General features: G+C 63.9%; 22 protein-coding genes. 3 read left to right on the plus strand and 19 right to left on the minus strand.

Annotated features, from left to right (window positions below):
• Positions 1 to 14: 14 nt before the first annotated feature.
• The 16 genes from UCMB321_RS04295 to dksA form a co-directional block, all read right to left on the minus strand.
• On the minus strand, positions 15 to 308 hold the full coding sequence (locus UCMB321_RS04295; protein WP_040064132.1) for a DUF2845 domain-containing protein: 294 nt from the start codon (positions 306 to 308) through the stop codon (positions 15 to 17).
• Between the two features lie 2 nt (positions 309 to 310).
• Positions 311 to 3,238: a DUF748 domain-containing protein gene (locus UCMB321_RS04300; protein WP_040064134.1), complete on the minus strand. Its 2,928-nt coding sequence runs from the start codon at positions 3,236 to 3,238 to the stop codon at positions 311 to 313.
• Positions 3,239 to 3,347: 109 nt separating this feature from the next.
• On the minus strand, positions 3,348 to 4,364 hold the full coding sequence (locus UCMB321_RS04305) for a class I SAM-dependent rRNA methyltransferase (protein WP_040064136.1): 1,017 nt from the start codon (positions 4,362 to 4,364) through the stop codon (positions 3,348 to 3,350).
• A 45-nt stretch (positions 4,365 to 4,409) separates the two neighbouring features.
• Positions 4,410 to 5,282, minus strand: coding sequence for an oxygenase MpaB family protein (locus UCMB321_RS04310; protein WP_040064137.1), 873 nt, complete (start codon positions 5,280 to 5,282; stop codon positions 4,410 to 4,412).
• 46 nt (positions 5,283 to 5,328) lie between these two features.
• A complete protein-coding gene (gene acs / locus UCMB321_RS04315; RefSeq protein ID WP_040064138.1) occupies positions 5,329 to 7,266 on the minus strand; it encodes an acetate--CoA ligase in 1,938 nt (645 codons plus the stop codon).
• Positions 7,267 to 7,532: 266 nt separating this feature from the next.
• Entirely contained in the window at positions 7,533 to 9,197 is a 1,665-nt protein-coding gene (gene pgi / locus UCMB321_RS04320) for a glucose-6-phosphate isomerase (protein ID WP_040064139.1), read from the minus strand.
• Positions 9,198 to 9,444: 247 nt separating this feature from the next.
• Positions 9,445 to 9,825, minus strand: coding sequence for an aspartate 1-decarboxylase (gene panD, locus UCMB321_RS04325; protein ID WP_040064140.1), 381 nt, complete (start codon positions 9,823 to 9,825; stop codon positions 9,445 to 9,447).
• Between the two features lie 105 nt (positions 9,826 to 9,930).
• A complete protein-coding gene (gene panC, locus UCMB321_RS04330) occupies positions 9,931 to 10,791 on the minus strand; it encodes a pantoate--beta-alanine ligase (RefSeq protein WP_040064141.1) in 861 nt (286 codons plus the stop codon).
• Positions 10,788 to 11,588 (minus strand): 3-methyl-2-oxobutanoate hydroxymethyltransferase, encoded by an 801-nt coding sequence (gene panB / locus UCMB321_RS04335; RefSeq protein WP_040064142.1) that lies wholly within the window; start codon positions 11,586 to 11,588, stop codon positions 10,788 to 10,790. The genes panC and panB overlap by 4 nt, the downstream gene beginning before the upstream one ends.
• Before the next feature lie 410 nt (positions 11,589 to 11,998).
• The gene (gene folK / locus UCMB321_RS04340; RefSeq protein WP_040064143.1) at positions 11,999 to 12,481 is read right to left on the minus strand and encodes a 2-amino-4-hydroxy-6-hydroxymethyldihydropteridine diphosphokinase; all 483 of its coding nucleotides are present in this window, start codon (positions 12,479 to 12,481) and stop codon (positions 11,999 to 12,001) included.
• Between the two features lie 4 nt (positions 12,482 to 12,485).
• The gene (locus UCMB321_RS04345; RefSeq protein WP_040064145.1) at positions 12,486 to 13,868 is read right to left on the minus strand and encodes a polynucleotide adenylyltransferase PcnB; all 1,383 of its coding nucleotides are present in this window, start codon (positions 13,866 to 13,868) and stop codon (positions 12,486 to 12,488) included.
• Between the two features lie 784 nt (positions 13,869 to 14,652).
• Complete coding sequence (locus UCMB321_RS04350; protein WP_040064146.1) at positions 14,653 to 16,083, minus strand: sigma-54-dependent transcriptional regulator; 1,431 nt, start codon at positions 16,081 to 16,083, stop codon at positions 14,653 to 14,655.
• Between the two features lie 22 nt (positions 16,084 to 16,105).
• Entirely contained in the window at positions 16,106 to 19,060 is a 2,955-nt protein-coding gene (locus UCMB321_RS04355) for a sensor histidine kinase (protein ID WP_167337416.1), read from the minus strand.
• Positions 19,044 to 19,220, minus strand: a complete 177-nt coding sequence (locus UCMB321_RS30580) for a hypothetical protein (protein WP_003176118.1) — start codon at positions 19,218 to 19,220, stop codon at positions 19,044 to 19,046. Before UCMB321_RS30580 ends, UCMB321_RS04355 begins: the two co-directional genes overlap by 17 nt.
• Positions 19,221 to 19,297: 77 nt before the next feature.
• Positions 19,298 to 20,188 (minus strand): tRNA glutamyl-Q(34) synthetase GluQRS, encoded by an 891-nt coding sequence (gene gluQRS, locus UCMB321_RS04365; protein ID WP_040064194.1) that lies wholly within the window; start codon positions 20,186 to 20,188, stop codon positions 19,298 to 19,300.
• Between the two features lie 102 nt (positions 20,189 to 20,290).
• Positions 20,291 to 20,737, minus strand: a complete 447-nt coding sequence (gene dksA, locus UCMB321_RS04370) for an RNA polymerase-binding protein DksA (protein ID WP_040064153.1) — start codon at positions 20,735 to 20,737, stop codon at positions 20,291 to 20,293.
• 346 nt (positions 20,738 to 21,083) lie between these two features.
• Between dksA and UCMB321_RS04375 the strand changes: the two genes are divergently transcribed.
• Both UCMB321_RS04375 and sfsA read left to right on the plus strand, forming a co-directional pair.
• Entirely contained in the window at positions 21,084 to 22,256 is a 1,173-nt protein-coding gene (locus UCMB321_RS04375; protein ID WP_040064154.1) for a pyridoxal phosphate-dependent aminotransferase, read from the plus strand.
• Positions 22,256 to 22,963 (plus strand): DNA/RNA nuclease SfsA, encoded by a 708-nt coding sequence (sfsA, locus tag UCMB321_RS04380; RefSeq protein ID WP_040064156.1) that lies wholly within the window; start codon positions 22,256 to 22,258, stop codon positions 22,961 to 22,963. The genes UCMB321_RS04375 and sfsA overlap by 1 nt, the downstream gene beginning before the upstream one ends.
• A gap of 27 nt (positions 22,964 to 22,990) precedes the next feature.
• Here the strand turns inward: sfsA and UCMB321_RS04385 are convergent, their stop codons facing one another.
• Positions 22,991 to 23,308, minus strand: coding sequence for a Rieske (2Fe-2S) protein (locus UCMB321_RS04385; protein ID WP_040064158.1), 318 nt, complete (start codon positions 23,306 to 23,308; stop codon positions 22,991 to 22,993).
• A 208-nt stretch (positions 23,309 to 23,516) separates the two neighbouring features.
• Here UCMB321_RS04385 and deoC point away from each other — a divergent pair, with 208 nt between their 5' ends.
• Positions 23,517 to 24,290 carry a deoxyribose-phosphate aldolase gene (deoC, locus tag UCMB321_RS04390; RefSeq protein WP_040064196.1) on the plus strand — a complete coding sequence of 258 codons (774 nt, stop codon included), beginning with the start codon at positions 23,517 to 23,519 and terminating at the stop codon, positions 24,288 to 24,290.
• Between the two features lie 244 nt (positions 24,291 to 24,534).
• On the opposite strand, the gene UCMB321_RS04395 is transcribed toward deoC, so the two are convergent.
• Both UCMB321_RS04395 and UCMB321_RS04400 read right to left on the minus strand, forming a co-directional pair.
• Positions 24,535 to 25,335, minus strand: coding sequence for a Crp/Fnr family transcriptional regulator (locus UCMB321_RS04395; protein ID WP_040064159.1), 801 nt, complete (start codon positions 25,333 to 25,335; stop codon positions 24,535 to 24,537).
• 15 nt (positions 25,336 to 25,350) lie between these two features.
• Complete coding sequence (locus UCMB321_RS04400) at positions 25,351 to 25,623, minus strand: TfoX/Sxy family protein (RefSeq protein WP_040064161.1); 273 nt, start codon at positions 25,621 to 25,623, stop codon at positions 25,351 to 25,353.
• Between the last annotated feature and the right edge of the window lie 181 nt (positions 25,624 to 25,804).

Here is a 25,804-nt window from a genome sequence, read left to right on the forward strand (position 1 = left end):
CGTTGTGCTGCGGCTCAGTGGCCGCGCTTGCTGTCGATGCGCTCCAGGCGTCCGCCGACGAAGCGCAGGTACTGGACCATGCCGCCGCTCTGGGGATAGACCCACTCTTCGATCGGCACCTCGACCCGCCGGTCGAAGCTGCGTTGATAGCCCACCACGTCCTGGGAGCGAGGTGCCCCGCACTTGTCGAGCACCTCCGACTTCCTGTCCCCCACACTGATCAACTGGCTGCCGCAACGCAAGCTGTCGGCCTGGACCTGGCCGGCGCTCAACGCCAGCGCCAGGCCGAACATCACGGGCTTGAACATGTTCACTCGCTATCCAGGTGCAACGGCGTCACGACGCTGCCATCTTTCTGCGCCTCGCCGAGGTTGGCGTCGATAAAGTACACGCGGTCGTCGGCCAACTGGCCCTTGTCCACCAGGAAGTCCTTGATGCTGCTGGCGCGGTCCTGGCCGAGCTTGCGCAGCAGCAGCTCATTGCCGCTCCAGGCCGTGATCACCCCGGCCTGCAGCTTGGCGGTACGCTCGTCGCGGCCCAGCTTGGCCCATTCGGCAGGCGGCTGCTGCTTGAGCAGGGTGCGATAGATGCCTTCGAGCATCGGCGCTTTTTCACTGTCCGGCACCTGGATCATCGAGGCCTGGGCCGGGACCTTGTCGCCACGGCGCTGGAGCATCTTGTAGTAGGTGTCCTGGTACTCGCGATCCAGGCGCTGCTGGGCGATCAACGCGCCGTCGCTGCCCTGGGCCGCGGTGCCTTCGATCTCCAGGCGCAGGTTGGGGCGTTCCTTCAGGGCGGCCGCTAGCTTGGTCAGGGACGCTTGGGCACCACCGCTCAGTTCGCTGGAGCCGGGGGCAAAGGACACGTTGCTGAGGTCCTGGGCGTCGCCGCCGGAGATCAGCCCGCCGATGAACTTGAAGGGCGCGGTGGCGGCGCGCACGATCAGGTTGCGCAGGGTCTGCCAGACAATCGGCATCACGCTGAACTGCGGATTGTTGAGGTCGCCGCTGACCGGCAGTTCGATGGAGATGTTGCCGTCGGAGTCCTTGAGCAGGGCAACCGCCAGCTTGATCGGCAGGTCCACGGCATCCGGGCTGTCGACCTTCTCACCCAGTTGCAGCTGTTCGACCAGCACTTTGTTTTCGGCTTTCAGCTGGCCCTTGGTGATCAGGTAGTGCAGGTCGAGATTGAGCCGGCCCTTGCGGATGCGGAAGCCGGCGAACTTGCCGGAATAGGGGGTCAGCGTCGTCAGCTCGACCCGCTTGAAGCTGGTGGCGATATCCAGGCTGGTCATCGGGTCGAAGGGCGTCAGGGCGCCCTTGATGGTCACCGGCGCATAACGGTCGACCTTACCCTTGATATCGACGCCGGCAGGTTTTGGCTGGCGGTTGTCGATAGTACCGATCTGGCCGTTGAGCTGTTGGATCGCCGTGGCGAAGTGGGGCGTCAGGCTGAAGTCGGCAAAGTTGGCCGAGCCGTCATTGATGGCAATGCCGCCGACGTGGATACCCAGCGGCTTGCTGTTCGAGGCCGCGGGTTGCGCCGTGGCTTTTTCATCGGACTTGCTCGCGGGCGGCTGCGGGATCAGCAGGTCATCGATGTTGGTGGTGCGGTCATCGTTGATCATGAAGCGCGCATAGGGTTGCAGCAGGTTGACCTTGTCGATCGACAGGCTGTCGCCGTGCTGATAATTCAGCCCGTCGACCGTCAGTTTCTGCCACTTCACGAAGTCGCGGCTCTTGAGGGTGTCGAGGGTGTGCAACTGGTCGACCTGGGCCTTGCCGGTCACGCTGAAAGCCAGCGGGTCGGTGCTTTTCAGGTTGACCGCGAGGTCGCTGCCGAGCATGCCGCTGCGCACTTCCAGGCGCATGAACGGCTCGACATAGGCCTGGGCCACCCGCAGGTCGATGTCCTGGGTATTGACCTTGAGCCTGGCACTGATCGGGCTCAGGTTGACGTCGCCGCTGGCGAGGATCTTGCCCTGCTTGCCCAGCCCGGTGTCGAGCTTGAGGGTGAAGGGCGACTGGTTGAGGCTGTCGAAATTCTCCAGGTCCAGGTTCAGCGGGCCGAGCTCCAGGGCCACCGCGGTTTTCGGTACGCGGTCGGCCAGGTGCACGCGGTAGTCGCGCAGTTGCACGTCCTTGAGCAGGACCTGCCAGGGCTTGCTCGGCGCCGGCGGTTCGGCCTTGGCGCTGTCGGAGGCGGCCGGGGCTTCCTTGGGCGCTGGTTTGGCCGGTTGCGAGGCGAAGAGTTTCTGCCAGTCGAGTTGCCCGTCCTGCTCGCGGGCGGCCCAGGTTTCCAGTTTGTTGCTGCGAATCTTGCCGACGACCACCTGCTGTTTGGCCAGGTCGAGGCTGGTTTCGCTGACGTCCAGGCGTTCCAGACGCACCAGCGGGCGACCGTCCGGGGCCTTCATGGCGAAGGGGGCGACGCTGACGGCGGCGTTGCTCAGCTGCAACTCGGTGCCTTTGGCGAGGCTGAAGGTGTAGTCGCTGCTGAGGTTGACGACGCCGTCTTCCAGCTCCAGCGGCAGGGCATCGCGCACATAGGGCCACCAGGCTTTCATCCGGTTGTCGGTGACCTTGAGCGAACCTGCGGAGGTGACGGGCACCAGGCTGAGGTGACCTTTCCAGTCGATCCGTCCCCCGTCGGCGCCGATGGCCGCCAGGGTCATGTCGGCGTTGTCGTCAGGCAGGGTGCTGAGGTTCTTCAGCGCCAGGTCCATCGGGGTGTAGGTGAATTCGATCGGTTCGCTGGGGCGCAGGTCCTGGAAATGCAGGCGCCCTCCCGCCAGTGTGATCTGGTCGATGCGTACTGGAAACGGCTTGCTGTCGGGGGCGGCCGGGGTCGGCTGGCTGGGCGGCAGCTTGAACAGCTGGGTGAGGTTCAGGGTGCCGTCCTTGCTGAACGTCACCTCGGTGTTGGGTTTGTCCAGCTGGATGTCGGCCAGGTGCAGGGCGTGGGTCCAGAGGCTGTCGATCTGCAGGTTGACATAGAGGCGTTCGAAGGCGACCTGTTCCTTGCCCGGTTGGCCGATATTCAGGCCCCACAGCGTCAGTTCGAGACTGAAGGGGTTGAACTCCAGGCGTTGGAGGCTGGCGGGCACCGTGGCGTAGTTCGCCAGTTGCTGGTTGGCGATACGCAGGCCGACGCCGGGAAGGATCAGGAACCCCAGCACGGCGTACAGCGCGAGGACGGTCAGCAAGGCGCCGAGGGCGCGTTTCAATCCTTTGGACATGTGAATCGTCGTCTTTCTCAGTCGGAGGTGCCTTGGAGTATGGCATGCGTTTGCGGTTCCAAAGCAAGGCTCTTGTTGCGCCGCAATAATGGGTGTTTGCGAGCCATTCCTAGAGTTGCAGAACCAGGGTCTTCAGCGGTGGTTGCAGGTCGCGGGAAGGGAAGTCGGCGGCGGGACTCAGCACCTGCCATTCGCGTACCGGACGCCCGGCTTTTTCCGCACAGCGCAGGACCTGTTCGCGCCAGTCCTCCATGCTGACTTTCGCCAGGTTGTTGCAGCAGATCAGCACGCCGTTGTCGGCGGTCGCCAGCAGGGCCGGCTTGAGCAGGCTCTGGTAGTCGCGCAGCAGGTCGACGGTGCCGAAGGCGCTCTTGGCCCAGGCGGGCGGGTCGAGCAGCACCAGGTCGTACTGGCGTTGGTCCAGGCGCGGGTAGCTGGGCAGCTTCTGTCCGCGGCGCTGGCTGATGGGCAGGCCGGCGAGCTGGCGAATGGCGGGGAAGTAGTCGGACTGGATGAAGTCCATCTCCGGCAGTTGCGGGTTGAGCCGACCGTTTTCCCGGCCTACCGCCAGGTTGCCTTCGGCGAAGTCCAGGTTGCAGACCTCCCGGGCACCCCCGGCCGCAGCACTGAGGCCGACGCCGCAGGTGTAGGCGAAGAGGTTCAGTACGCTTTTGCCGGCGCTGTGCTGCCTGACCCAGCCGCGAGCGTTGCGCAGGTCGAGGAACAGCAGCGGGTCCTGGCCGGGGTGACGGCCACGGACGCGATAGTTCAGGCCCCATTCGTGGCCCACCAGGTCGGCGAGGGCGGCGGCGTCGGCACGATAGACCGGGTCTTCGCGATCGATGCGCGAGTTGCCCCGGGAGCGGTCGTTGTAGACCAGCAGGGTGTCCAGGTCCAGATGTTGGTTGATCGTCGCGTGCAGCGCCAGCAGGTCTTCACGTTCCAGAGTCTGGTGGAAGGTCTGCACCATCAGTTGGGGACCGTAGCGGTCGACGGTCAGGCCGCCGGCGCCTTCCTGGCTGCCGTGGAACAGGCGATAGCAGTCGGTGCCCTGGCTGTGCAGCTCGGCGAGCAGGTCCTGGCGATGATCGAGGGCGGCGCGCAGCGCCTGGTTCAAGGAAGACATGCACGGCGCCTTGGAATCGGATTTGGCGCGGGAGTTTACCAGCCTTCAGGGGGTCAGGCCCATGCGGCGTTTGGCGCGTTGGGCGGCGCCGTTGCGCATGGCCCAGCGCAACAACGGTGCGCTGCGTTTGACGCCGGCCCGGATGGCCTGGCGTTGCAGCGGGCTTTGCGACTGCCCGAGCATCTCGGCGGCCCAGTCCGGCAGCAGGTCGATACCGGCCTGCATGATCAGGCTGCCGAATGGCTGGGCCAGGCGGCTCGGCGCGGGGGCGGCCAGCAGCAGGCGTACGACTTCGAGGCTGCGGTCATCGCAGAGCAACTGCGGACGCATCCGTTGCAGGTAGTCGGCGATGGCCTGGCGCGAGCGCGGCACGTCCCGCGCGCCCAGGCGTTCGGCGATCAGCGCGATCTCATCGTAGTAGCGGTCCTGGTCCGCCGCCGACAGGTCTGGATTACGGTAGCGCAGATGGGCTTTGAGAAAGCTGCTGACTTCGGCCACATGTACCCAGGTCAACAGTTCCGGGTCGCTGGCGGCGTAGGGCCGGCCATCCGGTGCGGTGCCGACCACCTTCAAGTGGATGGTGCGTACCCTGTCGATCAGCCACTCGGCGTCCTTGCGTGAGCCGAAGGTGGTCCCGGCAATGAACTGGCTGGTGCGGCGCAAGCGTCCGAGCATGTCCTGGCGGAAGTTGGAATGGTCCCAGACCCCGGCCAGGGCCAGCGGGTGCAGGGCTTGCAGCATCAGGGCGCTGGTGCCGCCGATGAGCATGCTGCTGAAGTCGCCATGCACCCGCCAGCACACCGAGTCCGGGCCGAAGAGGCCGGGGTCGCCCTTGGGTTTTTCCAGGTCGAGCATGCCCAGGGACAGGCCGGTCAGACTCATGATCTGGGTTTCGATGCGGCGACGAAGGAATTCCATGCTGGCTCGGTGGTTGGGGCGGCGAATGTTGTTCGCCACCCGGGGTTCAGGGATTCAGGCGTTGTTCGATCAGGCCGTCGACCACCCCCGGGTCGGCCAGGGTCGAGGTATCGCCCAGGTTGTCCAGCTCGTTGCTGGCAATCTTGCGCAGGATACGCCGCATGATCTTGCCCGAACGGGTTTTCGGCAAGGCCGGGGCCCATTGGATCAGGTCCGGCTTGGCAAAGCTGCCGATCTCCTTGCCCACCAGGGCCAGCAGGGCCTTCTTGAGGGTGTCGTCCGGCTCGACGCCTTTCATCGGGGTGACGAAGGCATACAGGCCCTGGCCCTTGAGGTCGTGGGGATAGCCGACCACGGCGGCTTCGGCCACGTTTTCATGCAGCACCAGGGCGCTTTCCACCTCGGCGGTGCCGATGCGGTGGCCGGAGACGTTGATCACGTCGTCGATACGGCCGGTGATCCAGTAGTCGCCGTCCTCGTCGCGGCGGGCGCCGTCGCCGGTGAAGTAGTAGCCCGGGTAGGGTTTGAAATAGGTCTCGAGCATGCGCTGCGGGTCGCCATAGACGCTGCGGATCTGCCCCGGCCAACTGCTTTTCAGGGCGAACACGCCGCTGCCGGCACCGCTGATTTCCCGACCCTGTTCATCCAGCAGGACCGGCAGCACGCCGAACATCGGCTGGGTGGCGCAACCGGGCTTGATGCGGCTGTTGGCGACCAGCGGGGTGAGCATGATGCCGCCGGTCTCGGTCTGCCACCAGGTGTCGACGATGGGGCAGCGCTGCTCGCCGACGGCATTGAAATACCATTCCCAGGCTTCCGGGTTGATCGGCTCGCCGACGCTGCCGAGCAGACGCAGGCTGGCCCGCGAGGTGTTTTCCAGGGGCGCGTGGCCTTCGCGCATCAGGGCCCGCAGGGCGGTGGGCGCGGTGTAGAAGATATTCACCAGGTGTTTGTCGATGACCTGCCAGAAACGCGAGGCATCCGGATAGCTCGGTACGCCTTCATAGATCAGGCTGGTCGCGCCGTTGGCCAGGGGGCCGTAGACGATATAGCTGTGGCCGGTGACCCAGCCGACATCGGCGGTGCACCAGAAGACTTCGCCGGGGCGGTAGTCGAACACGTACTGGAAGGTCATGGCGACCTGCAGCAGGTAACCGCCGGTGCTGTGCAGCACGCCCTTGGGTTTGCCGGTGCTGCCGGAGGTGTAGAGGATGAACAGCGGGTCTTCGGCGTCCATCGGTTCCGGCGGGCAGTCGGCGCTGATGCCGTGCAGGGCTTCGTGGTACCAGAGGTCGCGTCCCGCGACCCAGTTCACCTCGGCCTGGGCGCGTTCCACCACGAGCACTGTGCTGACATTCGGGCAACTGAGCAGCGCCTGGTCGACATTCTGCTTGAGGGGGATGTATTTGCCGCCGCGTACGCCCTCATCGGCGGTGATCACCGTGCGGCAGTCGGCATCGAGGATGCGGTCGCGCAGGGCGTCGGGGGAGAAGCCGCCGAAGACCACCGAGTGAATGGCGCCGAGGCGGGCACAGGCGAGCATGGCGTAGGCGGCTTCGGGAATCATCGGCATGTAGATGCAGACCCGGTCGCCTTTCTTCACGCCGCGGCCCTTGAGCACGTTGGCCAGCCGGCAGACGTTGTGGTGCAGTTTGCGGTAGGTGATCTGCGCCGATTCGTGGGGATTGTCGCCTTCCCAGATCAGGGCGATCTGGTCGCCCCGGGTGGCGAGATGACGGTCGATGCAGTTGTAGCTGACATTCAGTTGTGCGCCGGCGAACCAGCGGGCCTCGCCGCTGTGCAGGTCCCATTGCTGGACCTTGTCCCAGGGGCTGGACCAGTCGAGAAAGCGTTTGGCCTGTTCAGCCCAGAAAGTGTCGGGTTGGTCGATGGACTGGCGGTAGAGGCGCCGATAGTCGTCCTGGCTCAACTGCGCGGCCTGGCGCACGGCGTCGGCCTTGGGATAGGTGCGAAGATCGAACATGGCGGTTCCTTGTTCTTGTCTGCGACAAGTCTCAAGGTTGCACCCTGTTGGGGCGGGGTTCAAGGGGGTAAAAGGGTGAGCCTGCTCCAATTGACGTCCCGGGCAGATGCGCCCGGGATGCCTCTGTCTGCACACGGTCTTTGTGGGAGCCGGCTTGCTGGCGATGGCGGCCGCAAGATCGACGCAAGCCTCGAGGGCCTCATCGCCGGCAAGCCGGCTCCCACAGGTCTTGTGTCGATCACTGCATTGCGCGCAGGCGCGTGCGATCAGCCGCGATGGCGACCACGGAAGTAGTTGATCAACCCTTGGGTCGAAGCGTCTTCCGCCGCGCTTTCCTCGCTGCCGGTCAGGCGGTTGTAGACGCCCTTGCCCAGTTCCTTGCCCAGCTCCACGCCCCATTGGTCGAAGGCGTTGATGCCCCAGATCACGCTCTGCACGAAGACCTTGTGTTCGTACATCGCCACCAGGGCGCCGAGACGGCGAGGGCTGATGCGCTCGACCACCAGGGTGTTGCTCGGACGGTTGCCCGGGATCACCTTGTGCGCTGCCAGTTTTTGCACCTCGGCTTCGCTCAGGCCCTTTTCACGCAGCTCGGCTTCCGCTTCGGCGCGGGTCTTGCCGAGCATCAACGCCTGGCTTTGCGACAGGCAGTTGGCGTACAGCCACTGGTGGTGGTCGGCCACCGGGTTGAAGCTGACAATCGGCACGATGAAGTCGGCCGGGATCAACTGGGTGCCCTGGTGCAGCAACTGGTGGTAGGCGTGCTGGCCGTTGCAACCGACGCCACCCCAGATCACCGGGCCGGTATCGGTAGACACCGGCGTGCCGTCCTGGCGCACGCTCTTGCCGTTGGATTCCATGTCCAGCTGTTGCAGGTGCTTGGTGATGTTGCGCAGGTAGTGATCGTACGGCAGGATCGCGTGGCTCTGCGCGCCCCAGAAGTTGCCGTACCAGACCCCCAGCAGGGCCAGCAGCACCGGCATGTTCTGTTCGAACGGCGCGGTCTGGAAATGCTGGTCCATGGTGTAGGCACCGGACAGCAGTTCCTTGAAGTTCGACATGCCGATGGCCAGGGCGATCGGCAGGCCGATGGCCGACCACAGCGAGTAGCGCCCGCCGACCCAGTCCCACATCGGGAAGATGTTTTCTTCACGGATACCGAAGGCCACGGCGGCGGCGTTGTTGCTCGATACCGCGATGAAGTGCTTGTACAGCTCCGCTTCGGAGCCGCCCTGGGCCAGGTACCAGTCACGTGCGGCACGGGCGTTCTTCAGGGTTTCAAGGGTGGTGAAGGTTTTCGACGAGACGATGAACAGGGTGGTCTCGGCGCGGATCTTGGCCGACAGCTCATGGAACTCACTGCCATCGATATTCGCCAGGTAATGGCAGCGCACGCCTTTCTGGGCGTAGGACAGCAACGCCTCGGAAACCAGTTCCGGACCCAGGAACGAACCACCGATACCGATGTTCACCACGTCGGTGATCGGCTTCTCGCTGTAGCCGCGCCACAGGCCGTCGTGGATTTTTCCGACCAGCTCGGTCATCTGGTTCAGCACTTTGTGCACGTCGGGCATCACGTTGACGCCTTTGACCGACAGCTTGTCGCCTACCGGGCGGCGCAGGGCGGTGTGCAGCGCCGGACGACCTTCGGAGGCGTTGACCAGCTCACCGGCGAACAGCGCCTTGATCGCGCCTTGCAGGTCGACTTCGTTGGCCAGGCCTACCAGCAGGTTGCGGGTTTCCTGGGTGATCAGGTTCTTGGAGTAGTCGAGGAACAACCCGCAGCTGCTGAGGGTGAACTGATTGAAGCGCTGCGGATCGGCATTGAAAGCTTCGCGCATGCTGAAATTGTGCATGTTGTCGCGGTGTTGGTTCAGCGCCTGCCAGGCGGGCAGAGCGGTCACGTCGTGAGGAGTGCGGTAGTACGCCATCGCTGCGGGTTTCCTTTTACGAGAGCTGCCTTTTGGACATTTGGCTTGTTGGACACCAGAAACGCCGGAACGTCCCTTTAATCGGTGGCAGTGTCCGGCAACCTGCGTCAGCACGGTTGAATGATGCAGGGGCGATTACAGTAACGCTCGCGCCTGCATCTGTCTTGGCTTTGTCTGACCTTTACTCGGTACTTTTTCGCACTCTCGGGGCTGAAAGGCGTTTTTTGCGTACGCGGCCGGGCGGCGATCAGGCGACCTGCACCGGAATCGAGTGGCTGGTGTGGCTCAACTCGTTGCCCGGGGCCATGTAGAGCATGCGGGGTTTGAAGTCGACCAGCTCGGCCTCGCTGTAATGGGCGTAGGCGCAGATGATCACCCGGTCGCCGACGCCGGCCTTGTGGGCCGCGGCACCGTTCACGGAGATGATCCGCGAACCTTCTTCGCCGCGAATGGCGTAGGTGGTGAAGCGCTCGCCATTGTCGACGTTGTAGATCTGGATCTGTTCGTATTCACGGATGCCGGCCAGGTCCAGCCACTCGCCGTCGATGGCGCAGGAACCTTCGTAATCGAGCACCGCGTGGGTGACTTCGGCGCGATGCAATTTGGCTTTGAGCATGATGGCGTGCATGGGCTGTTTCCTTGGTCGGATCCTCGTGCGGCGCCACGCATTTGCGGTGCGTGGCGCCGGGCGGCGGCAGTTTGCCCGAAGCCGTGGGGTCGGGCAATCGGGCGATCAGGCCGGGCTGTCGAGGTTCAGGTGCAGGTTGTCGATCAGGCGCGTGGTGCCGAGGAACGCGGCGACCAGGATCACCAGGTCACGGTCCTCCGGCGTGGCCGGGCGTAGGGTCAGGGCGTGGCGGATTTCCAGGTAGTCGCCCCGGAAACCGGCGCTTTCGATCTGCCGGTTCTGCTCGGCCAACAGCTTGGGATAGTCGCGCTCGCCCTGTTCGATGGCGTCGGCGATCTGTTTCAGGCTGCGGTACAGCGTCGGCGCCTTGGCCCGCTGTTCTTCGCTGAGGAAACCGTTGCGCGAGGACAGCGCCAGGCCGTCGTTGGCGCGTACGGTCGGCTCGCCGATGATCTGGATCGGCATGTTCAGGTCATGCACCAACTGCCGGATCACCGCCAGTTGCTGGAAATCCTTCTGGCCGAACACCGCCAGGTCCGGTTGGACCATGTTGAACAGTTTGCTGACCACCGTCGCCACCCCTTCGAAATGCCCGGGACGGCTGGCACCGCACAGGCCTTCGGACAGTTGCGGGACGCTGACGCGGGTCTGTCCGCTCATGCCGCCGGGGTACATTTCCTCGACGCTGGGGGCGAACAGCAGGTTGCAACCGGCCTCGAGCAGCTTCTCCTGGTCGGCGGCGAGGGTGCGCGGGTATTTGTCCAGGTCTTCGTTGGCGCCGAATTGCAGCGGGTTGACGAAAATGCTCGCCACCACGAAGTCCGCGCGCTGGGCGGCCTTGGTCACCAGGGCCGCGTGGCCGCTGTGCAGGTTGCCCATGGTCGGCACGAAACCGATGCGTTTGCCCTCGCTGCGGGCACGGGCCACGGCGGCGCGCAGTTCGAGAACGGTCTTGACTGTGTTCATGCGCTGAATCCGTGTTCGATGCCGGGGAAAGTGGCGGCCTTGACCTCGCTGACATAGGCGCTGAGCGCCCCGTGGAGGCTGTCCTGGCCGGCCATGAAGTTCTTCACGAACTTGGGCACGCGACCGCTGATGGACAGGCCGAGCATGTCGTGCAGGACCAGGACCTGGCCGTCGGTGGCGCTGCCGGCGCCGATGCCGATCACCGGGACCTTCACCGCCTGGGTGATTTCCGCGGCCAGTTCGCTCGGTACGCATTCGAGGAGGATCATCGCCGCGCCGGCCTGCTCCAGGGCGATGGCGTCGGCACGCATCTGCCGGGCCTGGGCTTCGCCGCGGCCCTGGACCTTGTAGCCGCCGAAGAGGTTCACCGACTGCGGGGTCAGGCCCATGTGCACGCACACCGGTACGCCGCGTTCGGCCAGCAGGCGGATGGAGTCGGCCAGCCAGGCGGCCCCTTCGACCTTCACCATGTGCGCGCCGGCCTGCATCAGCAGGCCGCTGTTGTGCAGGGTCTGCTCGACGGTGGCGTAGGCCATGAACGGCAGGTCGGCCATGATGAAGGCCCCCTGGTTGCCGCGCTTGACGCTGGCGGTGTGGTAGCAGATGTCGGCCACGGTGACCGGCAGTGTGCTGTCATGCCCTTGGGTAACCATGCCCAACGAATCGCCGATCAGCAGCACTTCGACACCGGCGGTGCAGCAGGCATGGGCGAAGGTCGCGTCGTAGCAGGTCAGCATGGTGATTTTCTCACCCTTTTGCTTGAGGCCTTGCAGGGTGGTCAGGGTAATGTCTGGCATGAAAAAGTCCTCATTCAGGCGCCGTGCAAATGACTGCGAGTAACGCGCGTGATTCGTCGTGTATACAGGCGCACGTTCTGATGTCGTGCTTGCAAAGCCTGGATTGCGCCCTTTAAACGCCGCAGGGGCGGCAACGGGACGCCTATAGTCGTGAGGAGAACTGGGGAAGTCAATCGTGTGTGTTACCGCCATGTTACGCCGTGAGTGTTACCGGCGTAACTGATGCGATTCAGCAAGGCCGTAGCACCACGCGGTCACTGTAGGAGCCGGCTTGCCGGCGATGGCGTTCGTCAGAACGCCACAAGGCTTGAGGGCCTCATCGCCAGCAAGCCGGCTCCCACATTAGGTCGGCGTTTCAAGCCAGATGTCACGGGTGCCTGTAGCCCATCAAGAGCCGCTGCCCGTGGTTCCTAGTGGGGAAGACGTTCCAGGCCGACGAACGGGCAGTCCGCCAGCAGCGCCTTGAGGGTGCGGCCATCGGCCAGTTGCAGATCGACCGGTGCCAGTTCCGCCAGCGGATACAGCACGAACGGTCGGGCCTGCATATGGTAGTGCGGGACCTTCAGGCGCGGCTCGTCGATCAGGCGGTCGCCGAACAACAGGATATCCAGGTCGAGGGTGCGTGGCCCCCAGCGCTCGTGGCGCTCGCGGCCCTGGTCGATTTCGATGGCCTGCAGCGCATCCAGCAACGCCAGGGGCGCCAGGTCGCTGTCGAGGGCGACGACGGCGTTGGTGTAGCGCGGCTGGCCAGGCAGCAACGAATCGCTCTGGTAGAACGCGGAAACCCCCACCAGCACGCTGTCGGGCAGTTGCCCCAGGGCCTGGACGGCGTTGCGCAACTGCTCCGCCGGGTCCGCCAGGTTGCTGCCCAGCCCGATATACACGTGTTCCATCGACTTACTCGTCCGAACCGGCGGTACGCTTGCGCTTGCCGGCACTGCTGCGACGGCGTTTGCGCGGACCGGTGCCTTCTTCCTTGCTGCCCAGGTCGCGGATCATGTCGCGACGACCGGCGTCGTTGGCATCCTGGTAATCGGTCCACCAGTCACCCAGGCCATCGGTCTCCTCGCCTGCGGTTTCGCGCAGCAGCAGGAAGTCGTAGCCGGCGCGGAAGCGCGGGTTGTCCAGCAGCACGTCGGCACGCTTGCCGCTACGCCGTGGCAAGCGTTCCTGCATGTCCCAGATCTCGCGGATCGGCAGGGTGAAGCGCTTCGGAATCGCAATGCGCTGGCACTGTTCGCTGATCAATTCGTGGGCAGCTTCCTGCATCGCCGGAATCGGCGGCATGCCACGGGCCTGCAAGCGCAGGACGCGGGCGGGCAGGGCCGGCCAGAGCAGCGCGGCGAACAGGAACGCCGGGGTCACCGGCTTGTTCTGCTGGATGCGCAGGTCGGTGTTGATCAAGGCTTCGCTGATCAGCGTGTGGGTGTAGGTCGGGTTGTGCTCCAGGGCCTCGAAGCTGGCCGGGAACAGCGGTTCGAACAGCTTGAGGTCCACCAGCATTTCGAAGGTGTCGGCGGCATAGCCCGAGAGGAACAGCTTGAGCACTTCTTCGAACAGGCGGGCCGACGGGATCTCGCGCAGCATCGGCGCCAGGTTGCGAATCGGCGTGACGGTGTGCTTCTCGATACCGAAATCCAGCTTGGCGGCGAAACGCACGGCCCGCAGCATGCGCACCGGGTCTTCCTGGTAGCGCTGGGTCGGGTCGCCGATCAGGCGGATCAGGCGGTTGCGGATATCGTGCACGCCATTGGCGTAGTCGAGGATGCGCTCGCTGACCGGATCGTAATACAGGGCGTTGATGGTGAAATCGCGGCGTTGCGCATCGTCTTCGAGGGTGCCGTAGACGTTGTCGCGCAGGATCCGCCCGCTTTCGTTGCGCGAGGACTGGTTGCTGTCCTCGTCTTCGTCTTGCGGGTGGTTGGCGCGAAAGGTCGCGACCTCGATGATTTCCCGACCGAAGTGGATATGCACCAGTTTGAAGCGACGACCGATGATCCGGGCGTTGCGGAATTCGGCGCGGATCTGTTCGGGCGTGGCGCTGGTGGCGACGTCGAAATCCTTGGGGGTGATGTTCAGCAGCAGGTCGCGCACGCAGCCGCCGACCAGGTAGGCCTGGTAGCCGGCGTTCTGCAGGCGCTCGACGATATTCACCGCATACCGGCTGAACTGGGCCTTTTGCAGCGAGTGTTGGCTGCTGTTGAGCACTTCAGGGGTGCTGCGTTTATGTTGCGTTCGACGCGAGGGAGAACGGAATGACTGGAACAGCTTCTTCAGCATGGGAGGCACTGTTTGAAGGAATATTCGGCCACCACGAAGAATGACCGCACGATGGGCGAGGATTCTAGCATTTAGTCGAGGGATGGTGTAGGAAGCCGCCGCAGTATCGGGCAGAGACAGGGGGAGACCGCTGCCTACGGGCGTTGCGAGGCCGCGAATCGATCGATCCGGCATCAGGGTGGGGGCTTGCTGGGGCTGTATCGCGGAAACTATATCGCGGAAACTACAAGGGGAGCCGAAGCTCCCCCAGAAGTAGTTGCGTGCTCTATTTTTATTATGGTTGCGGGCTTCTTGTTTTTGTTGATCGCCCTGTGCCACTAGGCTTCAAGCCTGTGGGCGCTCCCAACCGGGAGCCAAGAGCAAACGGATTGCTTTGATCGCTGTAGTGTGATGATCCGAGGGATCCAACCAGTTCAGGCGCTGCCTTGAGGGCAGTTTTTGTTGTTCTCGGCCTGGTCGTGGGGCAAGCCCCAATTACAGTACTTCTCCAAAAGAATCAGTTAGCTACGCCTCTCGCCGTGTTGTTTTTATTGTGCGTGAGTCGATACGTCTTGTTTTTATTGTCTGCTGCATTGCTTGTTATTGTTCTTGTACCAAAGCTATAGCAGGTGCCGTGCCAACTTTTGCGAAACCCCGTAAACATTGGGTTTTCCCGGGCGGATGGTTTTTTCGGGGCAGAAAAAAGCCGGATCCTCGTTACCGATAGACCCGGCTTTTGTTACGTGAAAATCCTCGGGTAACAGTTTTTTCAGCGCACGGAGTGTTACCCGTGCGCGCGCCCGGCTCAGCTCTCGCTGGCCACGCCGGTCTTGCGCCGTGGAATGCCCAGGCGCTGGCGCCGTTCCCACAGGCACTTGCGGCTGACGCCGAGCTTGCGGGCCAGCTCGGTCTCGGTCATGTGGTCCTGGTGCTCGAGGACGAAATGCTGGAAGTAATCTTCCAGCGACAGGTCTTCGGTCGGCTCATGGCTGGCGTTGCTGGCGCTGACCGGTTGCGGCGCCAGGCTGATGAATTCTTCCTCTTCCAGGTCGCCGAGCTCGATGTCGATGCCCAGCAGGTCGGCGGAGATTTCCGGGCTCTCGCACAGGATCACCGCGCGCTCGACCGCGTTCTCCAGTTCGCGGACGTTACCTGGCCAGGCGTAATGGCGAATGGCCTGTTCGGCGTCGGGGGCGAATCGCAGGTCGCTGCGGCCCACCCGTGCGCTCTGGCGGGCGAGGAAGGCATTGGCGATCTCGTTGACGTCGGCCCCACGCTCGCGCAACGCCGGCAGCTTCAGGGCGATGACGTGCAGGCGGTAGTAAAGGTCTTCGCGGAACTGGCCGATCTTGGCCAGGCTCTTGAGGTCGCGGTGGGTCGCGGCGATCAGGCGCACGTCGACTTTCTGCGACTGCACCGAGCCGACCCGACGGATCTCGCCTTCCTGCAGCACCCGCAGCAGACGCGCCTGGGCTTCGAGGGGCAGTTCGCCGATTTCGTCGAGGAACAGGGTGCCACCGTCGGCGGCTTCCACCAGACCGGCGCGACCGGCGCTGGCACCGGTGAAGGCGCCTTTTTCGTGGCCGAACAGTTCGGACTCGATCAGGCTTTCCGGGATCGCCGCGCAGTTGACCGAGATCATCGGCGCCTTGGCTCGCTTGGACAGGTTGTGCAGGGCGCGGGCCACCAGTTCCTTGCCGGTGCCCGACTCGCCCTGGACCAGGACGTTGGAGTCGGTGGGCGCCACTTTGCGGATCTTGCCGTAGAGGTCCTGCATCGGCGCACAGGAGCCGATGATGCCGATTTCGCCGTTGCCGGCACCGGCTTTTTCCGCCGCGCCATTGCCCTTGCCGGCGACTTTCTCGGCCGGGGCGCCTTGTCCGCCCTGCCGATCGCGCAGGATGCGGGCCACGGCCTGGAGCATCTCATCGTGGTCGAATGGCTTGGCGATGTAGTCCACCGCGCCCATTTTCATCGAGTCCACGGCCGAGCGCAGGCTGGCGTAGCTGGTCATGATCAGCACCGGCGTGCCTTGGCCGAGCTTGATCAGTTCGGTGCCGGGGGCGCCGGGCAGACGCAGGTCGCTGACGATCAGGTCGAACGAGGGGATACTGAAACGTTCCTGGGCTTCCTGCACCGAACCGGCTTCGCTGACCTGGTACTGATTACGTTCCAGCAGGCGACGCAGGGCGGAGCGGATAATGGTTTCGTCTTCGACGATCAGAATGTGAGGCATTGATTCGGTTCTCTCGACGGTCTCAGTTCACAGCGGACGTCGCTTCGACATGACGCGGCAGGGTGACCCGGATACGGGTGCCGCGTTGGCTTTGGATGTCAGCCGGGCTGTCGATGGTGATTTGTCCATAATGCTCTTCAACGATGGAATAGACCAGAGCGAGGCCCAGTCCAGTGCCCTCGCCAGGATCCTTGGTGGTGAAGAAGGGTTCGAACAAACGGTCCATGATGTTCTTCGGGATGCCAGTGCCTTCGTCTTCGACGATCAGGTCGACCGTGTGTTCGAAAGCTTCGCTCTTGACCCGCACCGCAGCGCCGGCAGGGGAGGCGTCGCGGGCGTTGGAAAGCAGGTTGATCAGCACCTGGGCCAGGCGCTGGGAATCGCCGTCGACCCAGTGCTCGGGATCGCACAGGTTGAAGAACTGTACTTCGAAGTTGCGCCGATTCAAGGCCAGCAGACCAATGGCATCCTGGGCGACCTCGGCCAGGCAGACGGCTTCGTCGTTGTGCTGGTGACTGCCGGCGTGGGTAAAGCTCATCAGTGACTGGACGATGCGCGACACACGCTTGGTCTGTTCGAGGATCTGTCCGCTGATTTCGGTCAGTTCACCGTCGTCCTCGCGCTCTTCGCGCAGGTTCTGCGCCAGGCAGGCGATGCCGGTGATCGGGTTGCCGATCTCGTGGGCGACGCCGGCCGCCAGGCGGCCGATGCTGGCCAGGCGTTCGGAGTGCACCAGCTTGTCTTCGAGCATCTGGGTTTCGGTCAGGTCTTCGACCAGTAGCACCAGGCCGCTGTTGCCCGGCGCCAGCGGCTCGTCGATGGCCGCTTTGTGCAGGTTCAGCCAGCGGGTCTGGCCGTCGAGGGCCAGGTGCTGCTTGTGCAGGTGTTCGTCCGGCAGGTTGATGAAGCCTTGCAGCAAATCCTTCCAGGGTTCGCCCAGGGTGCCCAGGCGCGAACCGACCACGCGCTGCGCGGTCACGCCGGTGAGCTCTTCCATGGCCTTGTTCCACATCAGGATTTCCTGGTCCTTGGCCAGGGAGCAGACGCCCATGGGCAATTCCTGCAGGGTCTGGCGGTGGTAGCGACGCAGGGCATCGAGTTCGGCGGCCAGGCCCGTGAGACGCGAGTGGTAGTCTTCCAGGCGGCTTTCGATGAAGTGGATGTCTTCGGTGACGTAGCTTTCGCCGCCGGCCTTGTAGGGCAGGAAGGTTTCCACCATGTCCTGGGCCACGCTGGGGCCCATCAGCCCGGACAGGTTGGCTTCGATGCGGTCGCGCAGGCGGCGCAAGGCGTACGGCCGGCGTTCGTCGAAGGGCAGGTAGAGATCGCGCAGGGCCTGTTCGACCTCTTTCTGCGCGGCCTTGGCCCCCAGGGGCTTGGCCAGTTGGGTGGCGAATTCCTGCGGCGAGGCGGCGTGCAGTTCGCGGCGTTGCGGGCGCCGCACGTTGTCGACCGCGCAGGCTTCGGCGGCGCTGGCCTCTTCGGGGCTGGCGGCGGTGAACAGCGAGATCAGGGTGAACATCAGCACGTTGGCCGCCAGGGAGGCAATGGCCGCCATATGCCAACTGGTGTCGTCGAGCACATAGATCATGTTCAACAACGGAATATAGAAACCCTGCAGGTTGCCGACCAGCGGCAGCAGCATGGTCACCAGCCAGACCGTGATCCCCGCCAGCAGGCCGGCGATGAAGCCACGCCGGTTGGCGGTCGGCCAGTAGAGCACCGAGAGCACGCCGGGAAGGAATTGCAGGGTCGCGACGAAGGCGACGATGCCGAGGTGGGCGAGGTCCTGCTCGGCGCCCAGCAGCAGGTAGAAACCGTAGCCGGCCATGATGATGGCGACGATCAGGGCGCGGCGCGTCCACTTCAGCCAGCGATAGATATTGCCTTCGGCCGGGGGCTGGTAGAGCGGCAGCACCAGGTGGTTCAGGGCCATGCCGGACAGCGCCAGGGTCGTGACGATGATCAAGCCGCTCGCCGCCGAGAGTCCGCCGACGTAGGCCAGCAGGGCCAGCGCCTCGTTGTTGGCGGCAATGCCGATGCCGAGGGTGAAGTATTCCGGGTTGGTGGTGGCGCCGAGCTTGAGCCCGGCCCAGAGAATCAGCGGCACCGCCAGGCTCATCAGCAGCAGGAACAGCGGCAGGCCCCAGCTGGCGCTGACCAGCGAGCGCGGGTTGAGGTTCTCGGTGAAGGTCATGTGATACATGTGCGGCATCACGATGGCCGAGGCGAAGAACACCAGCAGCAGGGTGCGCCACGGACCTTCCTGCAACGGTGTGTGCAGCGCGGCCAGGGCAGTCTGGTTCTGCAACAACCAAAGCTCGAGCTGCTGCGGGCCGTCGAACACCCCGTACAAGGCGTACAGGCCGACCCCGCCGATGGCGATCAGCTTGATCACCGACTCGAAGGCGATGGCGAACACCAGGCCTTCGTGCTTTTCCCGGGTGGCGATGTGGCGCGAGCCGAAGAAGATGGTGAACAGGGTGATCAGGGCGCAGAAGCTCAGGGCCACCCGATGCTGCACCGGTTCGCGGGTGAGGATGCCGATGGAGTCGGCCACCGCCTGGATCTGCAGGGCCAGCAGCGGCAGCACGCCGATCAGCATGAACACCGTGGTCAGGGCGCCGGCCCAGGTGCTGCGAAAACGGAAGGCGAACAGGTCGGCCAGCGACGAGAGCTGGTAGGTACGGGTGATTTTCAGGATCGGGTAGAGCAGCACTGGCGCCAGCAGGAACGCCCCGGACACCCCCAGGTAGCTGGAGAGGAAACCGTAGCCGTACTGGTAGGCCAGGCCCACTGTGCCATAGAAGGCCCAGGCACTGGCGTACACGCCCAGGGACAGGGTGTAGGTCAGCGGGTGGCGAATGATCGAGCGCGGGATCACTCCCCGCTCACTGATCCAGGCCACGCCGAACAGCGCCAGCAGGTAGGCGGCGCTGATCAGCAGCATCTGGGTCAGGCTAAAGCTCATCGGCATCTTTTTGGCTCTGCAGGATGAAGGTCACGACGATCAGGATCAGCCAGAGCAGATAAGGGCGATACCAGGCGCCTGTGGCGTCGATCCACCAGTCCATGATCGCCGGCGAGAACAGGTAGATCCCGACCACCAGCAGCAGGACCAAGCGATAGATGTACATCCCGGCCTCTCTTTATTGTGTGCGTGCCCGAAAACGTGCGGCGATGGTAACGGATGGGCGCCAACCTGCAAGGGGCGTCAGTGCAATTGCGCTTCGGCCAGCGTCGCTGTCCTGGGAATCAGTGTGGCATCCCAATGGCCGATTCCCCAGTCGAGGACCTCCCGCGGCGTGCCCTGCTCCAGTGCCGCCGGTGGGCGTTGCCCCAGCGTACGCAGGGCGCGCATCAGCAGGGGCGTGGCCTGGTCGGTCGCCAGCGGTGGCGAACGGTAGGACTTGCCGAGCTTGTGGCCGTCGGGCTGGATGATCAGCGGGACGTGCAGGTAACGTGGCTGCGGCAGCCCGAGCAGCTCCTGCAGGTAGAGTTGTCGCGGGGTGGAGTCCAGCAGGTCGGCGCCCCGCACGATATCGGTCACGCCTTGCCAGGCGTCGTCCAGCACCACCGCCAGTTGGTAGGCGTAGAGCCCGTCGCGGCGGCGGATCACGAAATCGCCGGCTTCACGGCCCAGGTGCTGCTGGAACGGGCCTTGTACCCGATCCTGGAAGCGGTAGGTCAATTCCGGTACGCGCAGGCGGATGGCGGCATTGTCGATGCCGTGGCCGAGGTTGCGGCACAATCCCGGGTAGATGCCGTGGTAGGCCTCCAGGTCCTTGCGCGAGCAGGTGCAGGCGTACGCCAGGCCTTGGCTGAAGAGACGCTCGAGCACTTGGGCATAGGCCTCGTGGCGTTCGCTCTGGCGGACCAGTTCGCCGTCCCATTCGAAACCGTAACGCTGCAGGGTGTCGAGGATCGAGGCCTGGGCGCCGGGCACTTCGCGCGGCGGATCGAGGTCTTCCATGCGCAGCAGCCAGCGTCCGCCGACCGAGCGTGCGTCCAGGTACGAGGCCAGTGCGGCGACCAGCGAGCCGAAGTGCAGGTGGCCGCTGGGGGTAGGGGCGAAGCGGCCGATATAGGCGGAAGTGGCAGTCATGGTTCGCAGATTACTGGACAATCCGTAGGCGGTGGACGGCGCCGGCGGCGCAAACGAAAACGGAGCGTTCGCACGCTCCGTTTGCTCAGGCATCGGCGGGGATTACTTGCCGACCTGTTTTTCCTTGATTTCCGCCAGGGTCTTGCAGTCGACGCACATGTCGGCGGTCGGTCGGGCTTCCAGTCGGCGGATGCCGATCTCGACGCCACAGGACTCGCACCAGCCGTACTCTTCGTCTTCGATGAGCTGCAGGGTCTTGTCGATTTTCTTGATCAGCTTGCGCTCGCGGTCGCGGGCGCGCAGTTCGAGGCTGAATTCCTCTTCCTGACTGGCTCGGTCAGCCGGGTCGGGGAAGTTGGCCGCTTCGTCCTTCATATGATCAACGGTGCGGTCGACTTCATGCATCAACTCCTGCTTCCATTTCTGCAGGATCTTGGTGAAGTGTTTGCGCATGGGCTCGCCCATGTACTCCTCGCCCTGGCTTTCAACATAGGGTTCGAAGCCGCCGATCTTTGGCTCAATGCTTTGCTGCTTTGCTTGGGTGGGCATGAATGGACCGCCTCTACTCTTCTAATCCATTGCGCAGGATTTCAACATCACCGACACCTGCCGGCCCTGCGGCTGCAAGCGGGCGAACTTACCAGATCGAATCGGGGTGCGCTACTCCCGGTTGTCGAGGCTGGGTTTGTCGGGTCGAACGCGTGACTGAACTCTCCCTGTTGGTAGGAGCGAGCCAATGTATGCCGGATGGAAGACGTCAGCTTCGTGAAATAATGGTTAATTGTTTATTTTAGTCAATCTTCCGGGAAGCGTAGGATGCGTTAAACACTCCGGGTTGCCCGAGGTTGGGTAGAATCGGTGTTCGCCCATTTCCCCGTCGAATCAAGGTAGGCCAATGGCTCAGCACTACAGTGCGCGCAGTCGCGCAATCGAACCGTTTCATGTGATGGCCCTGCTGGCGCGCGCCAACGAGCTGCAGGCGGCCGGGCATGATGTGATCCACCTCGAGATCGGCGAGCCGGACTTCACCACCGCCGAGCCGATCATCCGCGCCGGCCAGGCCGCCCTGGAGGCGGGCAAGACCCGTTACACGGCGGCGCGCGGGCTGCCGCAACTGCGCGAGGCGATCTCGGGTTTCTATCAGCAGCGCTACGGGCTGGCGATCGATCCGCAGCGCATCCTGATCACGCCGGGCGGTTCCGGTGCCTTGCTGTTGACCAGCGCCCTGCTGGTGGACCCCGGCAAACACTGGCTGCTGGCCGATCCGGGCTACCCGTGCAACCGGCATTTCCTACGGCTGGTGGAGGGCGCGGCGCAACTGGTACCGGTCGGGCCGGAGGTGCGCTATCAGCTGACGGCGGACCTGGTGGAGCGTCATTGGGACCAGGACAGTGTCGGGGCCCTGGTGGCATCGCCGGCCAACCCCACCGGTACCCTGCTGACACGCGACGAGTTGGCATCGCTGTCGGTGGCGATCAAGGAACGCCATGGCCACCTGGTGGTGGACGAGATCTATCACGGCCTGACTTACGGCTGCGATGCGGCCAGTGTGCTGGAAGTCGATGACAGTGCTTTCGTGCTCAACAGCTTTTCCAAGTATTTCGGCATGACCGGCTGGCGGCTGGGTTGGCTGGTGGCGCCGCCCGAGGCGGTGGCAGACCTGGAAAAACTCGCGCAGAACCTCTACATCAGTGCGTCGAGCATGGCCCAGCATGCGGCGCTGGCCTGTTTCGAACCCAATACCCTGAGCATTCTCGAAGAGCGCCGGGCCGAGTTCGCCCGGCGTCGGGACTTCCTGTTGCCGGCGTTGCGCGAATTGGGTTTCGGGATCGCCGTGGAACCGCAGGGCGCCTTCTACCTGTACGCCGACATCAGCGCGTTCGGCGGCGATGCCTTCGCGTTCTGTCGTCATTTCCTTGAAACCGAGCACGTGGCCTTTACCCCGGGACTGGACTTCGGGCGCCACCTGGCCAGTCATCATGTGCGATTTGCCTACACCCAGAGCCTGCCGCGCCTGGAGCAGGCGGTGGAGCGGATTGCCCGGGGCCTGCGGACCTGGCAAGGCTGATGCGCTTTTCTCCTGACCTCGAATTAGGCCGTCTGATCCAGCGCTACAAACGTTTCCTGGCGGACATCGAAACCGCCTCCGGCGAGTTGCTGACGATTCACTGTCCCAATACCGGCTCGATGCTCAATTGCATGGTTCCGGGCGGGGAAGTCTGGTTCAGTCGTTCCAACGACCCCAAGCGCAAGTTGCCCGGAACCTGGGAAATCGGCGAGACCCCGCAGGGACGGCTGGCCTGCGTGAATACCGGGCGGGCCAACCCCTTGGTCGAAGAGGCGCTGCGGGCCGGGGTCATCCACGAGCTGGACGGCTTTACCGGCCTGAAGCGCGAGGTGGCCTATGGTCAGGAGAACAGTCGGATCGATTTTCGCCTCGACTACCCGACAGGTTCGGCGTTTGTCGAAGTCAAAAGCGTCACCCTCGGTTTCGACGGCACGGCGGTTGCGGCCTTTCCGGATGCGGTCACCCAGCGCGGTGCCAAGCACCTGCGCGAGTTGGCGGTCCTGGCGCGCGAAGGTGTGCGGGCGGTGCAGCTGTATTGCGTGAACCTGACCGGCATCGAGGCGGTGCGTCCGGCCGAGGAGATCGATCCGGGCTATGCCGCCGCCCTGCGTGAAGCGGTGGCGGCCGGGGTCGAGGTGCTGGCCTATGGGGTGAGCCTGACGCCGCAGGAGATCCGCGTCGATCGCCGTTTGCCGGTGCTTCTCTAGGGTCTGTACGAGAACTCGCCGAGCGGCTCAGGACGCCAGCCAGATGCCCCGGGCGTCTTCCGTGCAGGGTATCGCCAGCAGTGATTGTCCGGCGCAAGGCCCGGCCACGCACTCGCCGCTTTCAATCAGGAACAGGGCGCCGTGGGTCGCGCATTGGATCAGGCTGGCGCTGGGGTCGAGAAACTGGTCGGGTTGCCACTCCAGGGCGATGCCCCGGTGCGGGCAGCGATTCTGGTAGACGTAGACCCGGCCCTCACGGCGTACGGCCAACAGCGGTCGACCTTCCACGACAAAGCCACGACTGCCGTTGTCGACCAGGGTGTTCGAGTCGCAGAGAAACTTCATGCTGATCCTTGGGGATGGTGGGAGTAGGGTATTTCTTGTTCTGATGTGGGCTAAGTCCTTGTCATGGGCTGGCACCTGCGTTGGCCAAGGCGAGTCCTTTATTGTGGCCCCCATAGCGTATTTCGCGCCATCCGGCTGCCCAAGGCTGCCGAGGAGGCGCCTCGGACGCTCGTCACGTTTATGCAACGATCCGGGTTGGGGGTGAATGATGAAGCAGATGAATGAAGCAGATCAGCAACTGGCACGTCAGGCCATCGGCCTGCTCGACTTGACCTCGCTGAGCGGTGATGACGATGCCGAGCGCATTATCGCGCTATGCCAGCGGGCGCAGACACCTTTCGGCCCGGTGGCGGCGGTCTGTGTCTTTCCCCGTTTCGTCGCCCTGGCGCGGCGGACCCTCGATAGCCTGGGCGGGCAGGCTATCCGGGTCGCCACGGTGGTCAACTTCCCCCACGGCGGGGCCAATGTCGCCTCGGTTGTCGCTGAAACCCTGGAGGCGATCGATGCCGGTGCGAATGAAGTGGATCTGGTCTATCCCTACCGTTCATTGTTGATGGGCGACGCGCAGACCGGCTTGAGCATGGTTGCCGCCTGCCGTGATACCTGTGCGGGGCGCGCCAGGCTCAAGGTGATCCTGGAGACCGGCGAACTGCGCGATCCGCAGATGATCCGCCAGGCCAGCCAGGACGCGATTGCCGCCGGCGCCGATTTTCTCAAGACCAGTACCGGCAAGGTGCTGGTCAACGCCACCGAGCAGGCGGTGCGCATCATGCTCGAAGCCATTGCCGAGCGTGGCGGGCTGGTGGGCTTGAAGGCGGCCGGCGGCATACGCACGTTCGACGACGCGCGTACCTATATCGAACTGGCGCGTTCGCGCTTCGGCACGGCCTGGATCAACGCCGACCATATGCGGCTGGGGGCCTCGGGGTTGCTGGATGAACTGCTGGCGCAGCTGGAGTGTCCGGTGGGCGGGGAGGCGTGACGCGCCTTGATGGCCGGCTTTTCGAGCAGGCAAAAAAAGACCCGGCAAAAAAAGCCGGGTCAATAACCGTGATTAGCCTGATGAGGAGATAATCGGAGAGTCCGAACCAGGGCCCTCCAGAAAATCCAACCGATCTCGCGATCGGTTGTGATAATCATAGTGATTCTCATTTGTAAGTCAACGTCTTTTTATCGACCGCCCGTCCAGGCTATGACGCTGGGCGAACGGTCGGCGCGGGGGAGGTTCAGCGAGCGGCGTTGGCAGCATTCAAGCGCGTCACTTCCTTGTTCAGCAGGTCGATGCGCCGCGCCATGCTTTCGATCAGGCTGTGAGCGATGCGCGGGTTGCTCTGGGTCAGGCTGAGGAACTGGTCCTTGGGGATCAGCATGACGGTGCAGGGCTGGCTGGCAATCACGCTGGCGCTGCGCTTCTCGCCGGTGAACACCGCCATGGCGCCGAAAATCTCGTCCTTGGGCACATCGCCGACCTTGTGGCCGTCGACAAAGGCCTCGGCGTGCCCGTCGGTGATGATGAACACATGATCGGCATCGTCGCCCTGGCGGATCATCACCTCGCCGCTCGCCACCTGCTGGAAACCGTTGCTGCTGCGGAACTCCGGCTGTTTCAGGCGCGAGACGGCATCGGAGAGCAGCGCCGTCTGGCCGATCAGGTAACGCAACAGCGCTTCGGCGCGGGCCTCATCGGCGTAGATATGGGCGAAGACCTCGGCACGCCGATAGGGGATCAGGCGCAGTGGGTTGTCACTGCTCAGGACGCAGCGCGGCCAATCGATGCCCTGGCGCAGCCCGACCAGATCGCCTTCGTGCAGATAGAACAGCGCACGCTCATCGACCCGGGCATGCAGCAGGCCACTGTCGATCAGGAAAAGTTGATCGTCCCGCAGCAAGGCGCTCAGGTCGTTGGTTTCTTCAAGCTCCAGGGGTTGTGCACAGGGGCTCAAGCCTTTGAGCAGTTGTGCCGGGATCGCCTGCAGACGATTGATCAATTCATCGGCGTAGGCCGGTTGCTCCCCGAGTAAATACATGCCAAACCTGCGAAATCAGTTTTTATGACGCGACGATATCGATTCCAACTGTTTATTCAAGGCTTCTTTGCGTTCTTGAGGGATATCGTTCCAGTGAATGTCCATCAAGGCCCCTTCGATGGCGTACAACAGTACTTTCGATGCGCGAAATCCGCGGGTCCTGACCGCGCGGTAGGCATCAACCGCTCCCAGTCGACGCAAATCCGATGCGCTGTGGATACCCACCGCGTGCAGCCATTGCGCCGAAGTCTTGCCAAGGTTTTTCAGGTGTTGCAGTTCATCGTTCATCAAGCCTCCTTGCGACGGCCGAATGCTGCGTGGACGAAAGTAGGCAAGCCTGAAAAGAGTGTAGCGGTCAGCAGGAAAAGCGTGGTTCTTTGCTCGGCGTTGGTGCAAATGCTTCTAAGCCGCGGGGCAGGGGGAGGCGCGTAGAGGCGAACGGTCGCACGACAGGCACTTTGTCCGGGCG

Origin of the sequence: Pseudomonas batumici (assembly GCF_000820515.1) — a bacterium.
Taxonomy (GTDB): domain Bacteria; phylum Pseudomonadota; class Gammaproteobacteria; order Pseudomonadales; family Pseudomonadaceae; genus Aquipseudomonas; species Aquipseudomonas batumici.

What these genes read in the sequence shown, in the direction of transcription:
- UCMB321_RS04295 (WP_040064132.1), bottom strand. Translation starts at nt 308, where the DNA reads ATGTTCAAGCCCGTGATGTTCGGCCTGGCGCTGGCGTTGAGCGCCGGC.
- UCMB321_RS04300 (WP_040064134.1), bottom strand. Translation starts at nt 3,238, where the DNA reads ATGTCCAAAGGATTGAAACGCGCCCTCGGCGCCTTGCTGACCGTCCTC.
- UCMB321_RS04305 (WP_040064136.1), bottom strand. Translation starts at nt 4,364, where the DNA reads ATGTCTTCCTTGAACCAGGCGCTGCGCGCCGCCCTCGATCATCGCCAG.
- UCMB321_RS04310 (WP_040064137.1), bottom strand. Translation starts at nt 5,282, where the DNA reads ATGGAATTCCTTCGTCGCCGCATCGAAACCCAGATCATGAGTCTGACC.
- acs (WP_040064138.1), bottom strand. Translation starts at nt 7,266, where the DNA reads ATGTTCGATCTTCGCACCTATCCCAAGGCCGACGCCGTGCGCCAGGCC.
- pgi (WP_040064139.1), bottom strand. Translation starts at nt 9,197, where the DNA reads ATGGCGTACTACCGCACTCCTCACGACGTGACCGCTCTGCCCGCCTGG.
- panD (WP_040064140.1), bottom strand. Translation starts at nt 9,825, where the DNA reads ATGCACGCCATCATGCTCAAAGCCAAATTGCATCGCGCCGAAGTCACC.
- panC (WP_040064141.1), bottom strand. Translation starts at nt 10,791, where the DNA reads ATGAACACAGTCAAGACCGTTCTCGAACTGCGCGCCGCCGTGGCCCGT.
- panB (WP_040064142.1), bottom strand. Translation starts at nt 11,588, where the DNA reads ATGCCAGACATTACCCTGACCACCCTGCAAGGCCTCAAGCAAAAGGGT.
- folK (WP_040064143.1), bottom strand. Translation starts at nt 12,481, where the DNA reads ATGGAACACGTGTATATCGGGCTGGGCAGCAACCTGGCGGACCCGGCG.
- UCMB321_RS04345 (WP_040064145.1), bottom strand. Translation starts at nt 13,868, where the DNA reads ATGCTGAAGAAGCTGTTCCAGTCATTCCGTTCTCCCTCGCGTCGAACG.
- UCMB321_RS04350 (WP_040064146.1), bottom strand. Translation starts at nt 16,083, where the DNA reads ATGCCTCACATTCTGATCGTCGAAGACGAAACCATTATCCGCTCCGCC.
- UCMB321_RS04355 (WP_167337416.1), bottom strand. Translation starts at nt 19,060, where the DNA reads ATGCCGATGAGCTTTAGCCTGACCCAGATGCTGCTGATCAGCGCCGCC.
- UCMB321_RS30580 (WP_003176118.1), bottom strand. Translation starts at nt 19,220, where the DNA reads ATGTACATCTATCGCTTGGTCCTGCTGCTGGTGGTCGGGATCTACCTG.
- gluQRS (WP_040064194.1), bottom strand. Translation starts at nt 20,188, where the DNA reads ATGACTGCCACTTCCGCCTATATCGGCCGCTTCGCCCCTACCCCCAGC.
- dksA (WP_040064153.1), bottom strand. Translation starts at nt 20,737, where the DNA reads ATGCCCACCCAAGCAAAGCAGCAAAGCATTGAGCCAAAGATCGGCGGC.
- UCMB321_RS04375 (WP_040064154.1), top strand. Translation starts at nt 21,084, where the DNA reads ATGGCTCAGCACTACAGTGCGCGCAGTCGCGCAATCGAACCGTTTCAT.
- sfsA (WP_040064156.1), top strand. Translation starts at nt 22,256, where the DNA reads ATGCGCTTTTCTCCTGACCTCGAATTAGGCCGTCTGATCCAGCGCTAC.
- UCMB321_RS04385 (WP_040064158.1), bottom strand. Translation starts at nt 23,308, where the DNA reads ATGAAGTTTCTCTGCGACTCGAACACCCTGGTCGACAACGGCAGTCGT.
- deoC (WP_040064196.1), top strand. Translation starts at nt 23,517, where the DNA reads ATGAAGCAGATGAATGAAGCAGATCAGCAACTGGCACGTCAGGCCATC.
- UCMB321_RS04395 (WP_040064159.1), bottom strand. Translation starts at nt 25,335, where the DNA reads ATGTATTTACTCGGGGAGCAACCGGCCTACGCCGATGAATTGATCAAT.
- UCMB321_RS04400 (WP_040064161.1), bottom strand. Translation starts at nt 25,623, where the DNA reads ATGAACGATGAACTGCAACACCTGAAAAACCTTGGCAAGACTTCGGCG.